At 44.7% G+C, this 16147-nt stretch carries 15 protein-coding genes and 1 pseudogene; 12 read left to right on the forward strand and 4 right to left on the reverse strand.

Annotation, left to right across the window (positions count from 1 at the left end):
• Positions 1 to 539: 539 nt before the first annotated feature.
• The 6 genes from M977_RS21835 (at position 540) to M977_RS21855 (ending at position 4511) form a co-directional block, all read left to right on the forward strand.
• Positions 540 to 1130, forward strand: a complete 591-nt coding sequence (locus M977_RS21835) for a lipid-binding SYLF domain-containing protein (protein ID WP_064518848.1) — start codon at positions 540 to 542, stop codon at positions 1128 to 1130.
• Positions 1131 to 1329: 199 nt separating this feature from the next.
• Positions 1330 to 2496 carry a methyl-accepting chemotaxis protein gene (locus M977_RS21840; RefSeq protein WP_064518849.1) on the forward strand — a complete coding sequence of 389 codons (1167 nt, stop codon included), beginning with the start codon at positions 1330 to 1332 and terminating at the stop codon, positions 2494 to 2496.
• A 202-nt stretch (positions 2497 to 2698) separates the two neighbouring features.
• The gene (locus M977_RS25895) at positions 2699 to 2863 is read left to right on the forward strand and encodes a YnfU family zinc-binding protein (RefSeq protein WP_226812007.1); all 165 of its coding nucleotides are present in this window, start codon (positions 2699 to 2701) and stop codon (positions 2861 to 2863) included.
• 232 nt (positions 2864 to 3095) lie between these two features.
• Positions 3096 to 3419: an antibiotic biosynthesis monooxygenase family protein gene (locus M977_RS21845; protein ID WP_064518850.1), complete on the forward strand. Its 324-nt coding sequence runs from the start codon at positions 3096 to 3098 to the stop codon at positions 3417 to 3419.
• Positions 3412 to 3804 carry a hypothetical protein gene (locus tag M977_RS21850; RefSeq protein WP_064518851.1) on the forward strand — a complete coding sequence of 131 codons (393 nt, stop codon included), beginning with the start codon at positions 3412 to 3414 and terminating at the stop codon, positions 3802 to 3804. Before M977_RS21845 ends, M977_RS21850 begins: the two co-directional genes overlap by 8 nt.
• A complete protein-coding gene (locus M977_RS21855; RefSeq protein ID WP_064518852.1) occupies positions 3801 to 4511 on the forward strand; it encodes an ArsR/SmtB family transcription factor in 711 nt (236 codons plus the stop codon). The genes M977_RS21850 and M977_RS21855 overlap by 4 nt, the downstream gene beginning before the upstream one ends.
• 58 nt (positions 4512 to 4569) lie before the next feature.
• On the opposite strand, the gene M977_RS21860 is transcribed toward M977_RS21855, so the two are convergent.
• Positions 4570 to 5412 (reverse strand): MBL fold metallo-hydrolase, encoded by an 843-nt coding sequence (locus tag M977_RS21860; RefSeq protein WP_064518853.1) that lies wholly within the window; start codon positions 5410 to 5412, stop codon positions 4570 to 4572.
• A gap of 169 nt (positions 5413 to 5581) precedes the next feature.
• On the opposite strand from M977_RS21860, the gene M977_RS21865 reads away from it, so the two are divergent.
• On the forward strand, positions 5582 to 6475 hold the full coding sequence (locus tag M977_RS21865; RefSeq protein WP_064518854.1) for a LysR substrate-binding domain-containing protein: 894 nt from the start codon (positions 5582 to 5584) through the stop codon (positions 6473 to 6475).
• Positions 6476 to 6536: 61 nt separating this feature from the next.
• Here M977_RS21865 and M977_RS21870 read toward each other — a convergent pair whose 3' ends face one another.
• Together M977_RS21870 and M977_RS21875 are read right to left on the reverse strand one after the other, a co-directional pair.
• Positions 6537 to 7238 carry a GNAT family N-acetyltransferase gene (locus M977_RS21870; protein ID WP_064518855.1) on the reverse strand — a complete coding sequence of 234 codons (702 nt, stop codon included), beginning with the start codon at positions 7236 to 7238 and terminating at the stop codon, positions 6537 to 6539.
• Positions 7239 to 7376: 138 nt separating this feature from the next.
• Positions 7377 to 8990 (reverse strand): ABC-F family ATP-binding cassette domain-containing protein, encoded by a 1614-nt coding sequence (locus M977_RS21875; protein WP_064518856.1) that lies wholly within the window; start codon positions 8988 to 8990, stop codon positions 7377 to 7379.
• Between the two features lie 205 nt (positions 8991 to 9195).
• Here M977_RS21875 and M977_RS26030 point away from each other — a divergent pair, with 205 nt between their 5' ends.
• Both M977_RS26030 and M977_RS25035 read left to right on the forward strand, forming a co-directional pair.
• On the forward strand, positions 9196 to 9327 hold the full coding sequence (locus M977_RS26030) for a hypothetical protein (protein ID WP_280643861.1): 132 nt from the start codon (positions 9196 to 9198) through the stop codon (positions 9325 to 9327).
• Between the two features lie 61 nt (positions 9328 to 9388).
• Positions 9389 to 10298, forward strand: a pseudogene (locus tag M977_RS25035) (IS256 family transposase); the annotation flags it as partial.
• A gap of 116 nt (positions 10299 to 10414) precedes the next feature.
• Here the strand turns inward: M977_RS25035 and M977_RS21890 are convergent.
• A complete protein-coding gene (locus M977_RS21890) occupies positions 10415 to 11335 on the reverse strand; it encodes a LysR family transcriptional regulator (RefSeq protein ID WP_157092109.1) in 921 nt (306 codons plus the stop codon).
• A 670-nt stretch (positions 11336 to 12005) separates the two neighbouring features.
• Here M977_RS21890 and M977_RS21895 point away from each other — a divergent pair.
• The 3 genes from M977_RS21895 to M977_RS21905 all read left to right on the forward strand — a co-directional run bounded on the left by M977_RS21895 (position 12006) and on the right by M977_RS21905 (position 16107).
• Positions 12006 to 12572, forward strand: a complete 567-nt coding sequence (locus tag M977_RS21895) for a fimbrial protein (protein WP_064518859.1) — start codon at positions 12006 to 12008, stop codon at positions 12570 to 12572.
• Between the two features lie 161 nt (positions 12573 to 12733).
• The gene (locus tag M977_RS21900; RefSeq protein WP_167351112.1) at positions 12734 to 15364 is read left to right on the forward strand and encodes a fimbria/pilus outer membrane usher protein; all 2631 of its coding nucleotides are present in this window, start codon (positions 12734 to 12736) and stop codon (positions 15362 to 15364) included.
• A gap of 29 nt (positions 15365 to 15393) precedes the next feature.
• Positions 15394 to 16107: a fimbrial biogenesis chaperone gene (locus tag M977_RS21905; RefSeq protein WP_083962985.1), complete on the forward strand. Its 714-nt coding sequence runs from the start codon at positions 15394 to 15396 to the stop codon at positions 16105 to 16107.
• Positions 16108 to 16147: the final 40 nt, after the last annotated feature.

The following is a 16147-nucleotide window of genomic DNA, read 5'->3' on the forward strand; positions in this document are numbered from 1 at the left end:
TGCAAAATCGCACTGCGTTATTATTCAGGCAGTACGCTGGGGGGTTAATCTGTAAATGCCCAAATGATAAGTTTATATAACTTGTAGGTTAGAAAACCAAAACTTAGTGCGAAGAAAATCGACACTATAGATAGCCTAGGATATAGATATTTTGGCATGAAATAGTAAAGATCAGAAAAAACCCACTTTGTCACCAGGTAGCTTAAGAACGAAAAGAAATATGCTTCAGCTATATTTTTACTTTTACGTTTCATGAGTAAAGACTCCGTCAATAATCAAGTGAAAAATAACCTTATATAACATTCATCGTAATATCCACTTAATTAGCTGGTTGGCTGTTTTTTGCGCACGCCGCACTGACCTTCAATATCAAAATCATTTCCAGTTAAATCTTGTATAAAAATAAACAAAGAAAATAAAAATCAGCACAAATTAAATAACATGCAACACTGCTGAAACATAAAATCCGCATTCTTATTTTTGGTATTTGGCAACAGAATTTGTTCGTTTTGCCGCCTATTTTTTGAATCAGGATATACATGAAGTACAAAAAGCTATTTCTAATTGCCGCTTTGGCCATTGCAGGTTGTAGCGCAAAGGGCGATACGGCTAGCCAGCAACGAAGTGCCATTCAGCAGATGCGAATTGATACGCTGATGAAACTGTATAAGGTCCACCCTGAAGCCCGCAGTGAGATCCTGAAGTCAAAAGGGTATGCGGTGTTCTCCAATAACAGTAGCAAGATTTTGTTATTTGGGTTTGGCAGTGGATATGGTGTTGTGAAAGACCTCAGGTCAGGGAAAGACACCTATATGAAAATGGCACAGGCCGGGGCAGGATTGGGGATGGGCGTGAAGCAACAGCGAACCGTTCTGGTGTTCAAGGACAGCAAAGCGCTGAGCGATTTTATTAAGAATGGCTATATTGTTGGCGCTGATGCAAATGCCGCGGCCAAATATGACGATAAAGGGTTGCCTGCGTTGGGGGCTTCGGCAAGTGCCGTTGCTCCGGACAGTGTGGCAGTGCCTAAATCAGTCGATGTTTACGAACTCACCGAGAAGGGGCTTGCCGCACAAGCCATGGTTAATGGTTACAAATACTGGCCAGATGACGCTCTGAACAGTAAATAATCTAGAGAAGCTAACGGCGCGATGGTGCCGTTTTTTTATAGGGTAATTTTTCAGCTTCAAAAGCAGAAGGGTAAAGAAGTGTAAAAAACTATTTCATTTGCTTATGGCAATACATAGCTTCAATTTCAATTATGCACTGGCTTTTTCATCAATACCGACAATAAATAAAGAACCAGCAAAACATGTTATAGGGTTAGGTATGCTTAACAACTACAGCGTAAGAACCGTTATCCTTGTTTTTATATCTGCCTCTTTTGTCTTTATTGATCTTATGGCCTTCCTTCTGGTAGCAAATGTGAGTGTCATCCTCATGTTGAACATCGTCGGCGTTGTATTGATCTCAACCTTATGGTTTTACATGACTAAATATCTTGTGAGGCCGATTAACGAGGTTAAAAGAAATATTGATGAAATCAACTCAGGGAATTTATCAATTTCTATCCGCGAGTTTGGCAATAACTGTGCGGGGAAATTAATTCCAGGGATAAATAGCCTCGCAAAAGAAATATCCAGTCTGGTCATGGATATAAGAAAATCATCCAATTCGGCCAGCATTTTATCCGGCACGCTGGCTAACCAAAGTGCCGAACTCTCCGTCAAAACTGAACAACAATCGGCCATGCTGATGCAAACAGCATCAAGCATGGAAGAGATTTCAGCGGGGACAAAGAGCAATGCAGAAAACACCCGCCAGTTAAACGATATAACCAATGAAGCCCATAAATCTGCAGGTCATGGGAGTGAGTTGATGCATAAACTCACTGAGAATATGGTATCCATTACTGATTGTTCGAAGAAAATGACCGAAATTATTAGCATTATCGATGGGATAGCGTTTCAGACGAATATCCTGGCGCTTAATGCAGCGGTTGAAGCCGCGCGAGCGGGTGAGCACGGCAAAGGATTTGCAGTGGTGGCGGGTGAAGTCCGAGTGTTAGCTCAAAAAAGCTCTGAGTCTGCCAAAAACATAAAAGCGCTGATTGAAAAAACAAATACCAATGTAATGCAGGGTGCAAAACTTGTATCTGAAGCAGAAAAAAACATGCACGACATCGTTTCAGGATCAGATGATCTTAACATGCTGATGGAGCATATTTTCATATCCACGAATGAGCAGGAAAAAGGTATTCAACAAATAACCATTGCTTTGTCCGAGCTGGAAAAAGTTACTCTGAGTAATGCTGCAGTCGTTGTGGAACTCGCCGAATCCTCAGATGTTCTAAAAAACCAGGTGGTAGAACTTCAAAAAAGAACCAATAATTTACGCTTGAATGGTGAAGATAAAAACACAATGCCTGTGGCTCCGCTCTTAGTCCCAACGAAGCAGGGAAAACATGCATCAGAAGGTCACTGGCAGACATTTTAAATTATCATAATTTAACGACCTGGACTGCACCCCAACTGTTGAATATTCAACGCATTAAGGTGCAGTTTTTAATGGTGAATTTTTGATTATATGGATGCAGATATTTTTATTAATTTAAGATTCAATTGTCTACTGGATAATTTGTGCGCTATTTGATCAGGGCGTGATACGATGAACCTCATTCATTGAAAGGCTAATCCTCATGTCTATATTCGATTATGCAATGAAGCGCTTTAGTAACGCCACAAATGGCACTGTGACATGTCCAATCTGTGGAAATAAAGCCTCTTTTCCCGCCAACAAAATTCGCCAGGGGCAAACATTGCTCTGCCCAAAATGCAAATCACTGTTTGTTGTACCTCGCTAATACTGTTGCCCACAGATCGTAGCGGCTAACGCCAGCAATCCTCATCTTTTATGAAGATTCTCTCTGGCGAATTGCGCCAAAGAACCTGCGCTGAGCTTACAAATCAGCGCACGTAATGGCGATGAAAACCACTGTAACTTCTCCTGAACATTCATACTTCGCTTACCAACGAAGCATCATCTTATTGAATCCCTATAGTAGGCTTCACAAGCGTACATTCAGGAGCAGTATTATGATTGCGGTACTTTTTGAAGCGAATGCCATACCTACACAACAAGAGCGGTATCTACAACTGGCTGCAGAATTAAAGCCAGAGTTGGAGCAAATTGCAGGCTTTATTTCAATTGAGCGTTTTCAAAGTCTGAATACCGTAGGAAAAATCCTGTCGCTGTCATGGTGGGAAAGTGAAGAGTCTGTCATAGCATGGAAACAAAACCTAAAACACCAGGCTGCTCAATTTGAAGGGCGGGAATCTATATTTTCTTTTTACAGAATCAGAGTTGCACATGTCCTGCGCGATTATTCATCTGAAAATAGAGATTCTGGCCATGTTTGATATTCACGTTATTCTTACCAATACTCCGGGTGCACTGTCATCGCTGGGATCTTTACTCGGCCAAAGTGGGATAGGACTTGAAGGCGGAGGTGTTTTTACCATCGGTGATGAAAGCCATGCTCATTTTCTGGTTGAAGATGGTGAGCTTGCGGCACAAGTGCTTAGCGAGGCTGGTCTGAATGTTAAAAATATCACATTGCCATTAATCAGAAAATTAAAACAAGAAAAGCCTGGAGAGCTCGGTGAAATTGCCAAGGTCATTGCTCTGAATGGAATTAATATCAATGTACAATATAGTGATCATAATAATCGTTTGATTCTTCTGACCGACAATAACGACCTTGCCGCTAAAGTAACCAAACAATGGGAAGTGCCTGCGGAATGAATTTAAAAGTTTCAAAAACTGCTGTTGATGAAACTGACTATCTCGAAACATCCATGTCAGTTGTTGCATCAGCCATTGCTGACCCATCGCGGGTCAGCATTCTTTGTGCGCTAATGGATGGTCGGGCATGGACGGCAACAGAATTAAGTACGGTTGCCAATATCGCCGCATCAACAACAAGCGCGCATCTCGCAAAACTGCTTAATAGCCGCTTAGTTACATGCCTGTCTCAAGGGCGGCATCGTTATTACCGCCTGGCTGGAAGCGATATTGCAGCTCTTCTTGAAACTTTGATGGTGGTATCAATGCACAGTGGAAAGACGCTTGAGACCAAAACACCGTCACATTTACGTGTTGCCCGGACATGCTACGACCATATGGCCGGAGAAGTTGCTGTTGGAATCTATAACTTCATGTTCAAAGAAGGCTGGTTTTCTCCTGATGGTAATCTGCTTTCGCCGACAGGAACGCTTCAGTTTCAGAATATGGGCGTGCTCATCGATCCAAATAGCAGGCGCAAAAGCTCCTGTGCTTGCCTTGACTGGAGCGAGAGAAGATTTCACCTTGGAGGCGGTGCCGGTGCTGCACTGATGCTGTTCTTTGAACAAAAGGGGTGGATAACTAAAATCGCTGGTTACAGAGAGGTGGTAATTACAGAAAAGGGCAAAGTCGCTTTTTTACGGTTATTCCAGCTCACTGTGAATTGAATAAAACGAAAGTTTCAAAGCATTGATTCCGAGCAATCCTTTGCTCTACAGCAGCCTGTTAGGCTTCAACGTATGCGATACGATACCCATCATTTTCAGGAATAACGTGAGCAAATCCCGGTCTGGCAAAGTGCATTCCTGCAATGAGCCATTTTTCTCGGGCTGCTTGTTCCAGAATTTTTTTCCTGGTCACTTCGGCTTGAACAGGGTCGCAGTCAAACGCAATAGAAACAGCCGGTTGTGCAGATTGAATATGTGGGAAATGGACAATATCTCCCCATATCACCAGGCTTTTATTATCCGACTCAATGCGAAACCCGGTGTGACCTGGCGTGTGACCCGGTAGCCAGACCGGGTGAATACCCTTAGCAATCTCATTCCCATCCAAAAAACTGACACTCTTTTCATAGGCATCCAGCGTTCGGCGCGCCAATGCAAAATTGCGTTGACCACGCTCACTTGCTTGTTTTTGCCAGGTATCATTGCGCCAGTATTTTGCTTCCAGAGCATTAAGATGGAGTGTCGCATTCTTAAAAACCGGGCGCCCCTCAATATCGAGCAGGCCGCCTATGTGATCAGGATGACCGTGAGTTAAAAGAAGCGTATCGATTTCTTCTGGGCTACTTCCGGCCGCATAAAGGTTTTCCTTGAGCTTCCCTCCAGCATTATTCAGACCACCTGTACCAGCATCAACCAAAATGGTTCGCCCAACGCCACGGATAAGATAACAGTTGATGTGAATATTGCCTGGTTCAGCAATCCCGGCATTACGCTGTATTTCACCAGCTTCAGCAATATCAATACCGCACAATAATTCAAGGCTTGCAGACATATTTCCGTCACTCAGGACGGTAACCTGGTAATCACCGATTTGATGAGATGCAAAGGACGGGTAGCTCATGAACGGTTCCTCTTGAGAGCAAGACAAATTGTGGAGAAGGAATATCCTTCAACTGACATTTCGTCATGCTACACGCTGTATTATCGCTTCTGAATCGATATTATTTCATCATTCAGTGACATTTTGTCACTGACAATAAAACCCACCCTCAACTAAAAAGGCAGCGGTTATGCGTAGAAATATCCCCAGTAGCGCTTCGTTGCTGGCTTTTGAAGCCGCAGCAAGACACGGTAATTTTGCCCGTGCGGCAGAAGAACTCTCGCTGACGGAAGGTGCCATCAGCCGTCAAATTGCACGCCTCGAATCGCTACTGAAATGTAAGCTATTTGACCGAACGGGAAGTCGCGTGAAGCTCAATCCTGTCGGGGCGCGCTATGCACGTCACGTGGGTGAAACGCTTGAGCGCCTGGACCGAGATACTCAATACATAACCGGAATGCCGGAAGGAAACAGAAGTCTGGAGTTAGCTGCGCTGCCGACCTTTGCCAGCCGCTGGCTCATTCCTCGCTTAAGCAGTTTCAGAAAACAGCATCCAGACATCACACTGAATATAGCGGCCAGAATCGATCCATTTATTCTTACCGGTAGTGGTTTTGATGCTGCAGTGCATTTTGATCACCCCGCGTGGGCGGGTATGCGCATGGATTTTCTGTTTAAGGAGAATCTGGTTCCGGTATGTCATCCAGAGCTGCTTACAGATACAAATCTTTCCAGCCAGTTGAACGAACTACCGCGAATTCATCGCAGACAAAATCCAGAGGCCTGGTATAGCTACGCTTGTGAAAGTGGAATTGTCCTCGATAACCCGGCTCAAGGGGTCAGATATGACCTTCACGAAATGGCAATCGCAGCGGCGCTGGCAGGGGATGGCGTGGCATTAGTACCGTGGATGTATGTTGAAAAAGATCTCAGCAGCGGGGCACTAGCAGCGCCCTGGCCCAAATCTGTAGTGCTAAGTAAAAGCTTTTGCCTGGTGAAACCAGTAGAGACTGGAATAAATGACGCTGCACTACAGGCTTTCGAGCAATGGCTGAGGGCTGAAATCACTGATAGCGGGCAATAACGTAATACGATGGAGCAAATATGGCCGCACCAGCGACCATATTGCATCAGTATTGAAAACGTTATGGGTGACTTCGAAAACTCGCAAGTTTGCGCTTTTGCTGTCCGCTGGCTGTGAAATTGCCCGGCGAAAGCCAGCCTGAAAGTGAGCTTTCCACTGTTGGCCATTCAATATCGATAATGGATAACCAGTCCGTGTCACGGTTGCGTTGTTTGCGTGTCATGGCCTGACGGAAGCGTCCTTCAAACTTGAAACCCAGTCTGTCTGCAGCATTTCTGGAAGCCAAATTGAGCGAGTCACAACGCCATGCCACACGGCGATAGCCCAGAGAAAATGCATTTTTCAGCAACAAAAATATGGCTTCTGTGCCCATGGCGGTTCGTTGCATCTTGGGTGACCAAGTGACATGTCCTATTTCTATCGCACCGTTAACAATATCAATATTGCTAAAGCAGACGACACCAACCGGAAGACCACTGTTTATGTCCACCACGGCCCATGCAACCAGCCCGGGATCGTTAATTTTATTCTCAACCCAAAGCTGCATTTGCTGTAAGCAGGTAGGCTGCTCAGCACCAAGCCAGGTCCAGTCTCTATCATCAGGCGCCTGTGAGAAGGCTTCGAGAAGATCACCGCAATGGCTGGTTTCAAGAGGTAAAAGATTACAGTGATGGCCACTGAGCTGAGCTCGGGCTGGAAAGGGTGCAGGTTGCCAGTCGGGAAGTGGGAAACCCACAGGCTGACCATATTTATTCATATTCAATGATCATTCACCTTTTGCATTGCAAGATTGCACGATAGCCATTGTGGTAGCGACAAAGAGCCTATTAAAAACATGATGATCGAATCAAGCGTCACACGCTAGATTTCATGCTGATAACCGTTTACTACCCTTAAAACGTTAACACGCCTCAAGTTTCCAGCTACCGTCGGTGATAGATAAGCGTTCTGTTAAGTTCAGGCTCTTCAGGAACGTCTCATCGTGCGAAACAACCACCAATGCCCCTTGATAAGTCCGCAGCATTGTCTCTAGTGCCTGAATAGAAGGCAAATCCAGATGGTTGCTGGGTTCATCGAGCAGCAATAGTTGTGGCACGGGGTCAGCGTACAACACACACGCCAGCGCAGCTTTCAGGCGCTCACCACCACTCAGGCATCCGCTGGCAATTTGGATTTTGTGAGCATCCAGGCCCAACTGCGCAAGCCGCATGCGCAAATCAGCTTCACTGGCATTGCGGTTGGCTTCACGTATCTGCTTCAGAACTGAACGTTGCGGATCAAGGTTGTCGAGATGTTGATTAAGTAAGGTATGGCCATGTGGGATACGTAAAGCACCGCTTAATGGCTGAAGTTTGCCAGATAGTACGTTTAAAAGTGTCGATTTTCCGCAGCCGTTACATCCAACGATACCGATGTGTTGCTGAGCGTATATCGACAGGTTCAATGGTGAAGAAAAAGCTGTCACGAAAGGCAGTTGTATCTGATTTAGCTCTGCAACCAGACGCCGTGAAGGAGAGTTCACAGCAAGCGAATGCACAACGATTTCAGCATTATCTTCAACGCGCGTTGCCGCTTCATGCACGCGTTGATCAAGTAATTCCTGAGCGGCGAGATGGAGTTGGTTTAATTTACCGACCGACGATTCACTGCGTTGCTTTTGTCCGCCCAGCAAAATTTTAGCCTGATTAGCTTCTCGCCCCTGGCGATGACCACGCGATTGCCGTTTCTCTAAACGTTCCTTCTGATCCTGAAGGTTCTTCTGTTCGCGCTGGCGTTCACGTTTTCTCTGTTCCAGCAGCTGAAGTGCGCTTTGTGTTTCTTGCGTTTTTTGCTGGGCGTAAAACGAGTAATTGCCGCCATAATTGTTCAAGCCGATGGAAGAAAGCTCAACAATCCGCTGCATCGATTCCAACAATTCTCGGTCATGGCTTACCACCAATAGCCCGGCAGGCCAGCGTTGTAACTGAGCAATCAATGCAAGACGGTTTGCTCTATCAAGGTGGTTACTGGGTTCATCGAGAATCAAAAAATCGGCCTGTGAAAGCAAGGCCCCTATGAGTGACACGCGCATGGCTTCGCCGCCACTCAACTGGCTGACAGGTGTTGATGGCGCAAGATGCCCCAGTTCACACCGCTCTAACTCAATGTCCAAACGCTGGCGTATATCCCACTGCTGGCCGACCAATTCAAAATCTGCCATTGAGACACTCCCCATTTCGATGCGCTCAAGTGCGCCAATAATGGATTGAATCCCTGCGAGTTCTGCAACGGTCATTTCTGCCTGATAGTGGGTTTGCTGAGCCAGATAATACGCAACGCCGGAACAGTTACATCTGCCCGATGAAGGAGGGATTATCCCGGCCAGAATTTGCGAGAGAACGCTTTTACCCACACCGTTTCGCCCAACAAGGCCGGTATGACGTGAGTCGAAAGATTCATTGAGTTGTGAGAACAGCGTTGTGCCGTCAGGTAATACAAAAGATACGCTTTCAAGCGTAATGAATGAATTCGTCATGTAACTACTCCATAGATGCCAGAAACTGGCCCGATAAGTCGGGACTAGTAAATTGGCCGTCAGATAGACGGCAGCATCAATGGCGCATTGGACGAATACCTATAAAGAAGAAATGATTATAGACATTTTAAATAGGGTATGAAAAAAGTAAAGGTTCGGGTGAATACGTGATTCAGGTAAATTCGCGCAAATGGGGAGTGAAGTGATGAAAGTTAGATTGGCAACGCCTGCAGAGGCAGAAGAGTGCTGGAATATCAGAAATCAAGCTATAGAGGCTATTTTTACCTCGCCCGATTATTTAGGCAAAGGGTTTGCCGGGCTTATTCTGAGACTGTAATTAAAATTGTGTAATTGCCTGTTTTTGATATGTTCACTCCAGTAACGGAGACAGGCAAATTATGGACGAAAAGAAACTCAAAGCCCTTGCGGCTGAACTGGCTAAAGGCCTTAAAACCGAAGCCGATCTCAATGCGTTTTCTCGTATACTCACGAAATTAACCGTCGAAACAGCGCTCAATGCAGAGCTGACTGACCACCTCGGACACGAGAAAAACGCCCCAAAATCAGGCTAAAATACCCGCAACGGCTATTCATCCAAAACGCTGTTGTGCGACGATGGCGAGATCGAACTGAGCACACCTCGCGATCGTGAAAACACCTTCGAGCCTCAGCTGATAAAGAAAAATCAGACGCGCATCACGCAGATGGATAGCCAGATTTTGTCCCTGTACGCCAAAGGCATGACGACCCGTGAAATCGTCGCCAAGTTCAAGGAAATGTACGATGCGGACGTGTCTCCCACGCTGATATCTAAAGTCACTGATGCGGTTAAAGAACAGGTAACAGAGTGGCAAAATCGACCTCTGGATGCACTGTGACTGTATCGTGGTTAAAGTTCGTCACGGCGGCAGCGTGATTAACAAAGCCGTATTCCTCGCTCTGGGCATTAATACCAAAGGCCAGAAAGAATTGTTGGGCATGTGGCTGGCAGAAAACGAAGGGGCAAAGTTCTGGCTCAGTGTGCTGACAGAGCTGAAAAACCGGGGTCTTCAGGATATTATGATTGCCTGCGTGGACGGCCTGAAGGGCTTCCCGGATGCGATAAACAGCGTTTATCCTCAGACGCACATCCAGTTGTGCATCATCCATATGGTGCGCAACAGCCTGAAATACGTGTCGTGGAAGGATTACAAAGCCGTCACTGGCGGGTTGAAAACGGTGTATCAGGCTCCGACAGAGGAAGCCTCCCTGATGGCGCTGGATGCATTCGCAGACGTCTGGGCCGACAAGTACCCAGGCGCATCGCAGCACCACCGAGGGGGGAAGCAAGGGAAAGCGCGAGCCGGTATTTATTATTTTCCTGCTGTGGGCTGCATGTGATTAAAATGAAACGTTAGGTAGTATCAAAATAATTACAGTACAACCTAGCACTCATTGTAATGTTGTTTCAAATACTCATATATTTCCTGATACAGCGCTTTATTTATGGAGGATTTGTTGAAATACATACACTCTTCAATGACGGGAAGCTCAAGGTTAGACGTGAGGGATTTAAGATTGAATACGTTCTGAAATTTATTGAAATACCACTCTGGCATCATCGCTAAAGAACATGACACAGACAAATGAGAGCTGATAGTGAATATAGACTTAGCCACTAAAGAGTTCATAGTATCTTCATAAAAATTAGGATTAAGCGCTCTCATTTTCATGACTTCTGGTGTGTCAGAAAATAACAAAGCTACTTTTTCAGGGGCATCAACTCCATGATTATAACTGTCTTTCAGGCGGGGGTGGTTTTTACTGCAAACCAACACGCTTTTATCTCTGCCAATGTGAAAATGTTCTCTGGAATGTCCCATATCTGATTTCATACCCAAAGCAATATCAACTTTTTTTAAAGACAGTCTGTCACTAAACATTGAACGGGTAGCGAAATGATTGATGCTAACAATTTCACATTCAATATTTTTTTGGTTTAGGAATTCAGTAACCAAAGGTACATATTTCATTGAAAAGTAGGGCGTACTTTCAATAATTAGCTTAGTCTTATTTGTTTTACCTAAATTGTTTATAACATATTGCAATTCATGGAGGCTATCCTTCGTCTCTGCATACAGTTGTTCTGCGAACGTTGTAGAACTTATTTTCTGACCATCCCGTACAAACAACGGGTCATCAAATAATACTCTCAGTCGCTGCAAGGACTGACTTATGTTTGAGGGACTACAATTGAGCAGTGAAGCAGCAAGCTTTACGCTACCGGTGTGATACACAGCGTCAAATGCAACTAGCAGATTTAACTGATTTTTATAATTTTTTTTTGAAAAATCATCTTTATTCATAAGTATGTCCACTATCACCTTTGTTGAAAATACAATAATGAAAAGCCAGAACTGGTTAATGAGCACTCGTTTCCGGCAACTTACACTCCTACAACAGATCAAAAAAAAGGTTTTGCAGTCGATACGGAAAAACTCATGAGTGGGGAAATTTTTTCACGTGTCTATTTAATAGATTATGTTGCTGCGAACAAAAAATCAAATGAGTAGGTTGATGACTGTGAGCACATGGTGTTAATACTCTAACAACTACTGAAAGCGAAATTTCAACTTAATGAAATTATTATCTTTAAGAGTGCTGAGAATATTTCTCAGACATTAACTAAATGATACGAACGGCTTGCAGGAACTCTTAATGACAGTCTTAATTAAATTAATAAGATAAAGTGAATAATCAAAAAAAAACCACCAATGCAATATTGCATGCTACTAATGAGAATTATTTAGTGATATGTGCTTTATTGGCGCCAAAAGGCGCTATAAAACACTGAGTGATCATTTTTTCACGGCTTCACTGTTTTATATTTAATTTTACTGCCACAGATAATTAGCATCTAATAGACACGACTAGCATATACCTTATTTTTTTATTCTATTGTCTAGTAATTTTATTTACATGTGAACTCGTCGTTAGTAAAACACTTATTAAAAATTTTATGAATGGAGCTATAAAATGAAAAAATATCTTCTCGCAGGTGTGGTGTCTGTAATTTTAGGTACTTCATTGGCAAATGCTGCTGATGGAACAATTACCTTTAATGGCATGGTTACCGCAAGTGCATGTACAGCTATTACAGGGGTTTCAGCTAATGGTGCTGCGCCAAGTGCTAATGCAAACGTGAGTTTACCGAACATAACAGACAGTACCCTTAATGCTTTGACACCGGGATCTTACATTGGCCAGACAGGATTTAGCATTCTCCTGACGGGTTGCCAGGCAGCAGCTCCGCTCGGAAATGTTCGCACCGCATTCACTGCTGCCGTTAGTCCGGCGAGCGATCCCTATGTGATGGGTAATACCGCTGTAGGTGGTGATACAAACGTCGCAGTTGCAATTTTAACTCCTGGAGGGGCTCAAGTTGACCTTAATGGTGGCTCCCATCAGGATCCCGGTGCTGTATTACCAGCGACTTCAGGTCCAATAACCTTAAGTTATATGGCAGCCTATAAACCATTGACTAATACAGTTCTCGCCGGCCCGGTCACTGGTACAGCTGAGTATATTATTTCCTATTACTAACAGTCATACTGGTTAATATCCAAGCAACATAATACAGTGGGATTTCCCACTGTATTTTTTCAATCCTTTTAGTTCATATAACCAACTGTTAACGCATGCGCGATTTTGGGCAATACAAACGCCCTTGCCACATTGTTATTGCGATAGTGAATAGGTTGAATATGGATGTTCACGTTGGTATTTTTATGAAGAAATCGCCTCGTTCATTTCAAACCTTTCATTGTAAACCTTGGCTGTTATTTTTGGTCGCCACTCCTTTTATTTCTTCAGCTGTGCTTGCAGATACTGAATTTGAAAATGTGTTTCTTCATAAAGATAAAGCGGGTGCCACTCCCGAGGTTTTCCTTTACCGTAATAATGTCATGCCAGGTCTGAAAAAAGTTGATATTTACCTTAATGATAAATTAGTTGACCAGTTTTCTATACATTTCATAGAGGATAAAAAAAGCAGAATAGTTACCCCTTGCCTGAGTTATGAATTGCTCAACACCGTAGGTATTAAAACTTCATTATATCAGGGCTGGAAAGATACAGAAAAAACTTCAGATATAGGGGCCGAAAACACTGCTAAAGCCGGGACGGCTCAAAAATGCGAAGATGTCGAGGCACATATACCTTCTGCCAAGGTCGTATACGACGACACATTACAAATTCTGTCAATAACGGTTCCACAAGAAGCCATTGATAGTCAAAGATTTACGATGATTTCCCCTAAAGAGTGGGATAACGGCACTCCCAGCCTTCGGACGAGCTACAGCGGATATTTTTATCGTTCAAAGCTTAAAGGCATGGAGACCGGTGACGACCGTGAAGAAGATAGCTCGAGTCAAAGCAGCTATGTCAGCCTCAATAGTATAGCGAGTGTTGGGCCATGGCGTTTTTATAGTATTGATTCTTTCAGTAAGGATCCTGAACAAGGCTGGGAATCCAACCACGACCGTCTGTATCTTGCCCGCGATATTGCCCTGCTGCGCAGTAAAATGTCTGTAGGGGACCTCTACACTTACACCCCCAGTAATATTATGGGAACTGTCCCCCTTCGCGGGGTCACGTTGGGTACCAGCGACCGGATGATGCTGGACAATCAGTTCAGCTATGCGCCGGTGATACGAGGCATCGCTCGTACTAATGCACGCTTAGTGGTGAGACAAAAAAATAATATTGTTTACAGCACCACTTTAACCCCCGGTCCTTTTAAAATTGACGATCTCTATAGTGCCCAGGTTGGGGCTGATTTAAATGTGACGGTTGAAGAAGCTGATGGGAGTAAACAAGTTTTCAGCGTGCCATACACTTCGCTGCCAAATTTAATCCGTCCGGGTGCAATGCGATATAACTTGGCTGCTGGTCAATACCGTGCTGATGGTCAACCCGGTGAGAAACCGATGGTGGGCAGCGGCAGTATAGAATATGGCTTCGAATCGTTTACGCTTAATAATACGGTACTCGCGTCTGACAAATATCAGTCCATTGCAGTGGGTGCCGCATGGAACGTAGGCACAATTGGTGCCTTCTCATTCGATTTTGCACAAGCGCGATATCAAGATACCTGGGATACGAATAAAACTGTCAACGGCAGTGCGATCCGTATGCTTTACGCGAAACAATTTGATTCCACGGATACGGGTTTGCAGATCCTCGGCTATCAATATCGCTCAAAAGATTTCCTCGATTTTTCAGAGTTTGTTGATCACAGTAATTATCAAGACATCGATGGTTATGAATACGGCGAGGAGCAATGGGATCGTCGCCGCCGTAGCCGAATTGAAATGAGTGTGAACCAGGGATTGCAGGGCAATAGCAGCCTTTATTTTTCACTTAGTCAGGACCGATTTTACCAAAACAGTGATAAATCCACATCAATGTCGGGTGGCTTTGGCACTCAAATTGGTCACGCTAACGTCTCTGTTACTTATACTTACACCAAAGACACAGACTACGACGACAATCAAATTAGTCTGAGTATTAGCATGCCTCTGAATTGGGGTGAGCAACAAAGTAATTACAGTAGCTTGAGTTACGGTTTGTCGCGCAACAAGGACAATGATTACAGCCAATCGCTGAACTATTCAGCGAGCGCTTTGGATAATCGCCTCAATTATTCTGCGAATGTTCAGCAAGATGCTCAAAAGAAATTCAGTGAAGCCGCATCGATCGGCTATAACGCAAATGCAGCAAGTTTAACAGGTTCAGCCAGCCACAGTGACTATAATGACCAGGTGTCAGCCGGGATCAGTGGTGGTGTTGTGTTGTACAAAGGTGGGGTTATTTTATCGCAAAGTCTTGGCGACACAATCGGTATTGTTGAAACCCCGGGCGCGAGCGGTATAGGTGTTTCAAGCAACAGCAGTGTACATACTGACCGTTGGGGCCGGGCAATTGTTACCTATCTTAGCCCCTACAGATATAACACCATCAATCTTGATACCACCCAAACTGAAGGCGTGGAGCTTAAAGAGAGCACCCGCAAAGTGGTTCCGACTGAAGGTGCCGCGGTACTGCTACGTTTTGCTACCCGTGTCGGTCGCCGTGCCATGGCGGTGGTTCAAAGTACTAAAAATATTCCTCTTGGTGCAGTCGCGCATGTTAAAGGCGAAAAAGAGGAGGCAGGTATTGTGGGCAACAACGGCCTCACCTATCTAAGTGGCCTGGAAGCGACGCAAGACCAGCAGATCAACGTAACCTGGGGCGATTCTGCCGCACAGCAATGTAGTTTCATCCTGCCTGCGCAAACTGAAGCACAGCGTAAGCAGAATAACTGGTATCAGAAAGTCACGGTTAACTGCCGTTAAGTCACGCCATTTAAGCGTAAGGGTAATATATGAATATGTTTGTAAAATCCACACTGGCGGCATTGCTACTCTCCTCATTCTGTCTACCGGCTTACAGCGCCGTGCGCCCCCAGCTGACACGTATAGTGGCCTATGCCAGTGATAAAGAGACCCCGGTTGAGATTATCAATGAATCATCGGAAAGTTATATGGTGCAATCCTGGCTGGAAGATGTGAATGGTAAGGATGCCAATATCCCCCTGGTACTGACACCGCCCGTGTTACGACTCGATGGTCAAAAACAGGGTAAACTGCGTTTAGTCGTATTACCCGCAGAATTAACGCCAGATCGTGAATCGGTTTATTGGCTTTCAATTCAGGAAATACCGCCAAAAGCTAAAACAGAAGCAGACAATAAAGTGGTTATTGCCATCCGAAGCCGCCTGAAAGTATTTGTGCGTCCTCAAGGACTTAATGCTAAAGGCGCACGTGAAGCGATCAATAGCCTGACCTGGACCGTGGAACATGACGGTACGACAACATGGCTCACAGCGAATAATCCATCCGCCTATTACATCAGCTTCGGCAAGTTGATGGTAAATGGTTCCATGCTTGATGACAAATATAAGATGCCGGCACCAAAGGGAAGCCAGCGCTACGCTATACCCAAAGCAATGACGGGGAAAAAGGCGACGATCACCTACAGCGCAATGAGTGACTATGGTGGTGCAGGCGAAGATTTAAAGACGGAAGTGCAATTGTGAGGTCAAGAGACCTCCTGCTTTCTCCTGAACTTGTTGCTCA

It is taken from the genome of Buttiauxella gaviniae ATCC 51604 (assembly GCF_001654835.1).
Taxonomy (GTDB): Bacteria; Pseudomonadota; Gammaproteobacteria; order Enterobacterales; family Enterobacteriaceae; genus Buttiauxella; species Buttiauxella gaviniae.

Bases quoted from the DNA above. Each gene is read 5' to 3' on its own strand.
- M977_RS21835 (WP_064518848.1), top strand. From the start codon at position 540: ATGAAGTACAAAAAGCTATTTCTAATTGCCGCTTTGGCCATTGCAGGT.
- M977_RS21840 (WP_064518849.1), top strand. From the start codon at position 1,330: ATGCTTAACAACTACAGCGTAAGAACCGTTATCCTTGTTTTTATATCT.
- M977_RS25895 (WP_226812007.1), top strand. From the start codon at position 2,699: ATGTCTATATTCGATTATGCAATGAAGCGCTTTAGTAACGCCACAAAT.
- M977_RS21845 (WP_064518850.1), top strand. From the start codon at position 3,096: ATGATTGCGGTACTTTTTGAAGCGAATGCCATACCTACACAACAAGAG.
- M977_RS21850 (WP_064518851.1), top strand. From the start codon at position 3,412: ATGTTTGATATTCACGTTATTCTTACCAATACTCCGGGTGCACTGTCA.
- M977_RS21855 (WP_064518852.1), top strand. From the start codon at position 3,801: ATGAATTTAAAAGTTTCAAAAACTGCTGTTGATGAAACTGACTATCTC.
- M977_RS21860 (WP_064518853.1), bottom strand. From the start codon at position 5,412: ATGAGCTACCCGTCCTTTGCATCTCATCAAATCGGTGATTACCAGGTT.
- M977_RS21865 (WP_064518854.1), top strand. From the start codon at position 5,582: ATGCGTAGAAATATCCCCAGTAGCGCTTCGTTGCTGGCTTTTGAAGCC.
- M977_RS21875 (WP_064518856.1), bottom strand. From the start codon at position 8,990: ATGACGAATTCATTCATTACGCTTGAAAGCGTATCTTTTGTATTACCT.
- M977_RS26030 (WP_280643861.1), top strand. From the start codon at position 9,196: ATGAAAGTTAGATTGGCAACGCCTGCAGAGGCAGAAGAGTGCTGGAAT.
- M977_RS21890 (WP_157092109.1), bottom strand. From the start codon at position 11,335: ATGAATAAAGATGATTTTTCAAAAAAAAATTATAAAAATCAGTTAAAT.
- M977_RS21895 (WP_064518859.1), top strand. From the start codon at position 12,006: ATGAAAAAATATCTTCTCGCAGGTGTGGTGTCTGTAATTTTAGGTACT.
- M977_RS21900 (WP_167351112.1), top strand. From the start codon at position 12,734: ATGGATGTTCACGTTGGTATTTTTATGAAGAAATCGCCTCGTTCATTT.
- M977_RS21905 (WP_083962985.1), top strand. From the start codon at position 15,394: ATGAATATGTTTGTAAAATCCACACTGGCGGCATTGCTACTCTCCTCA.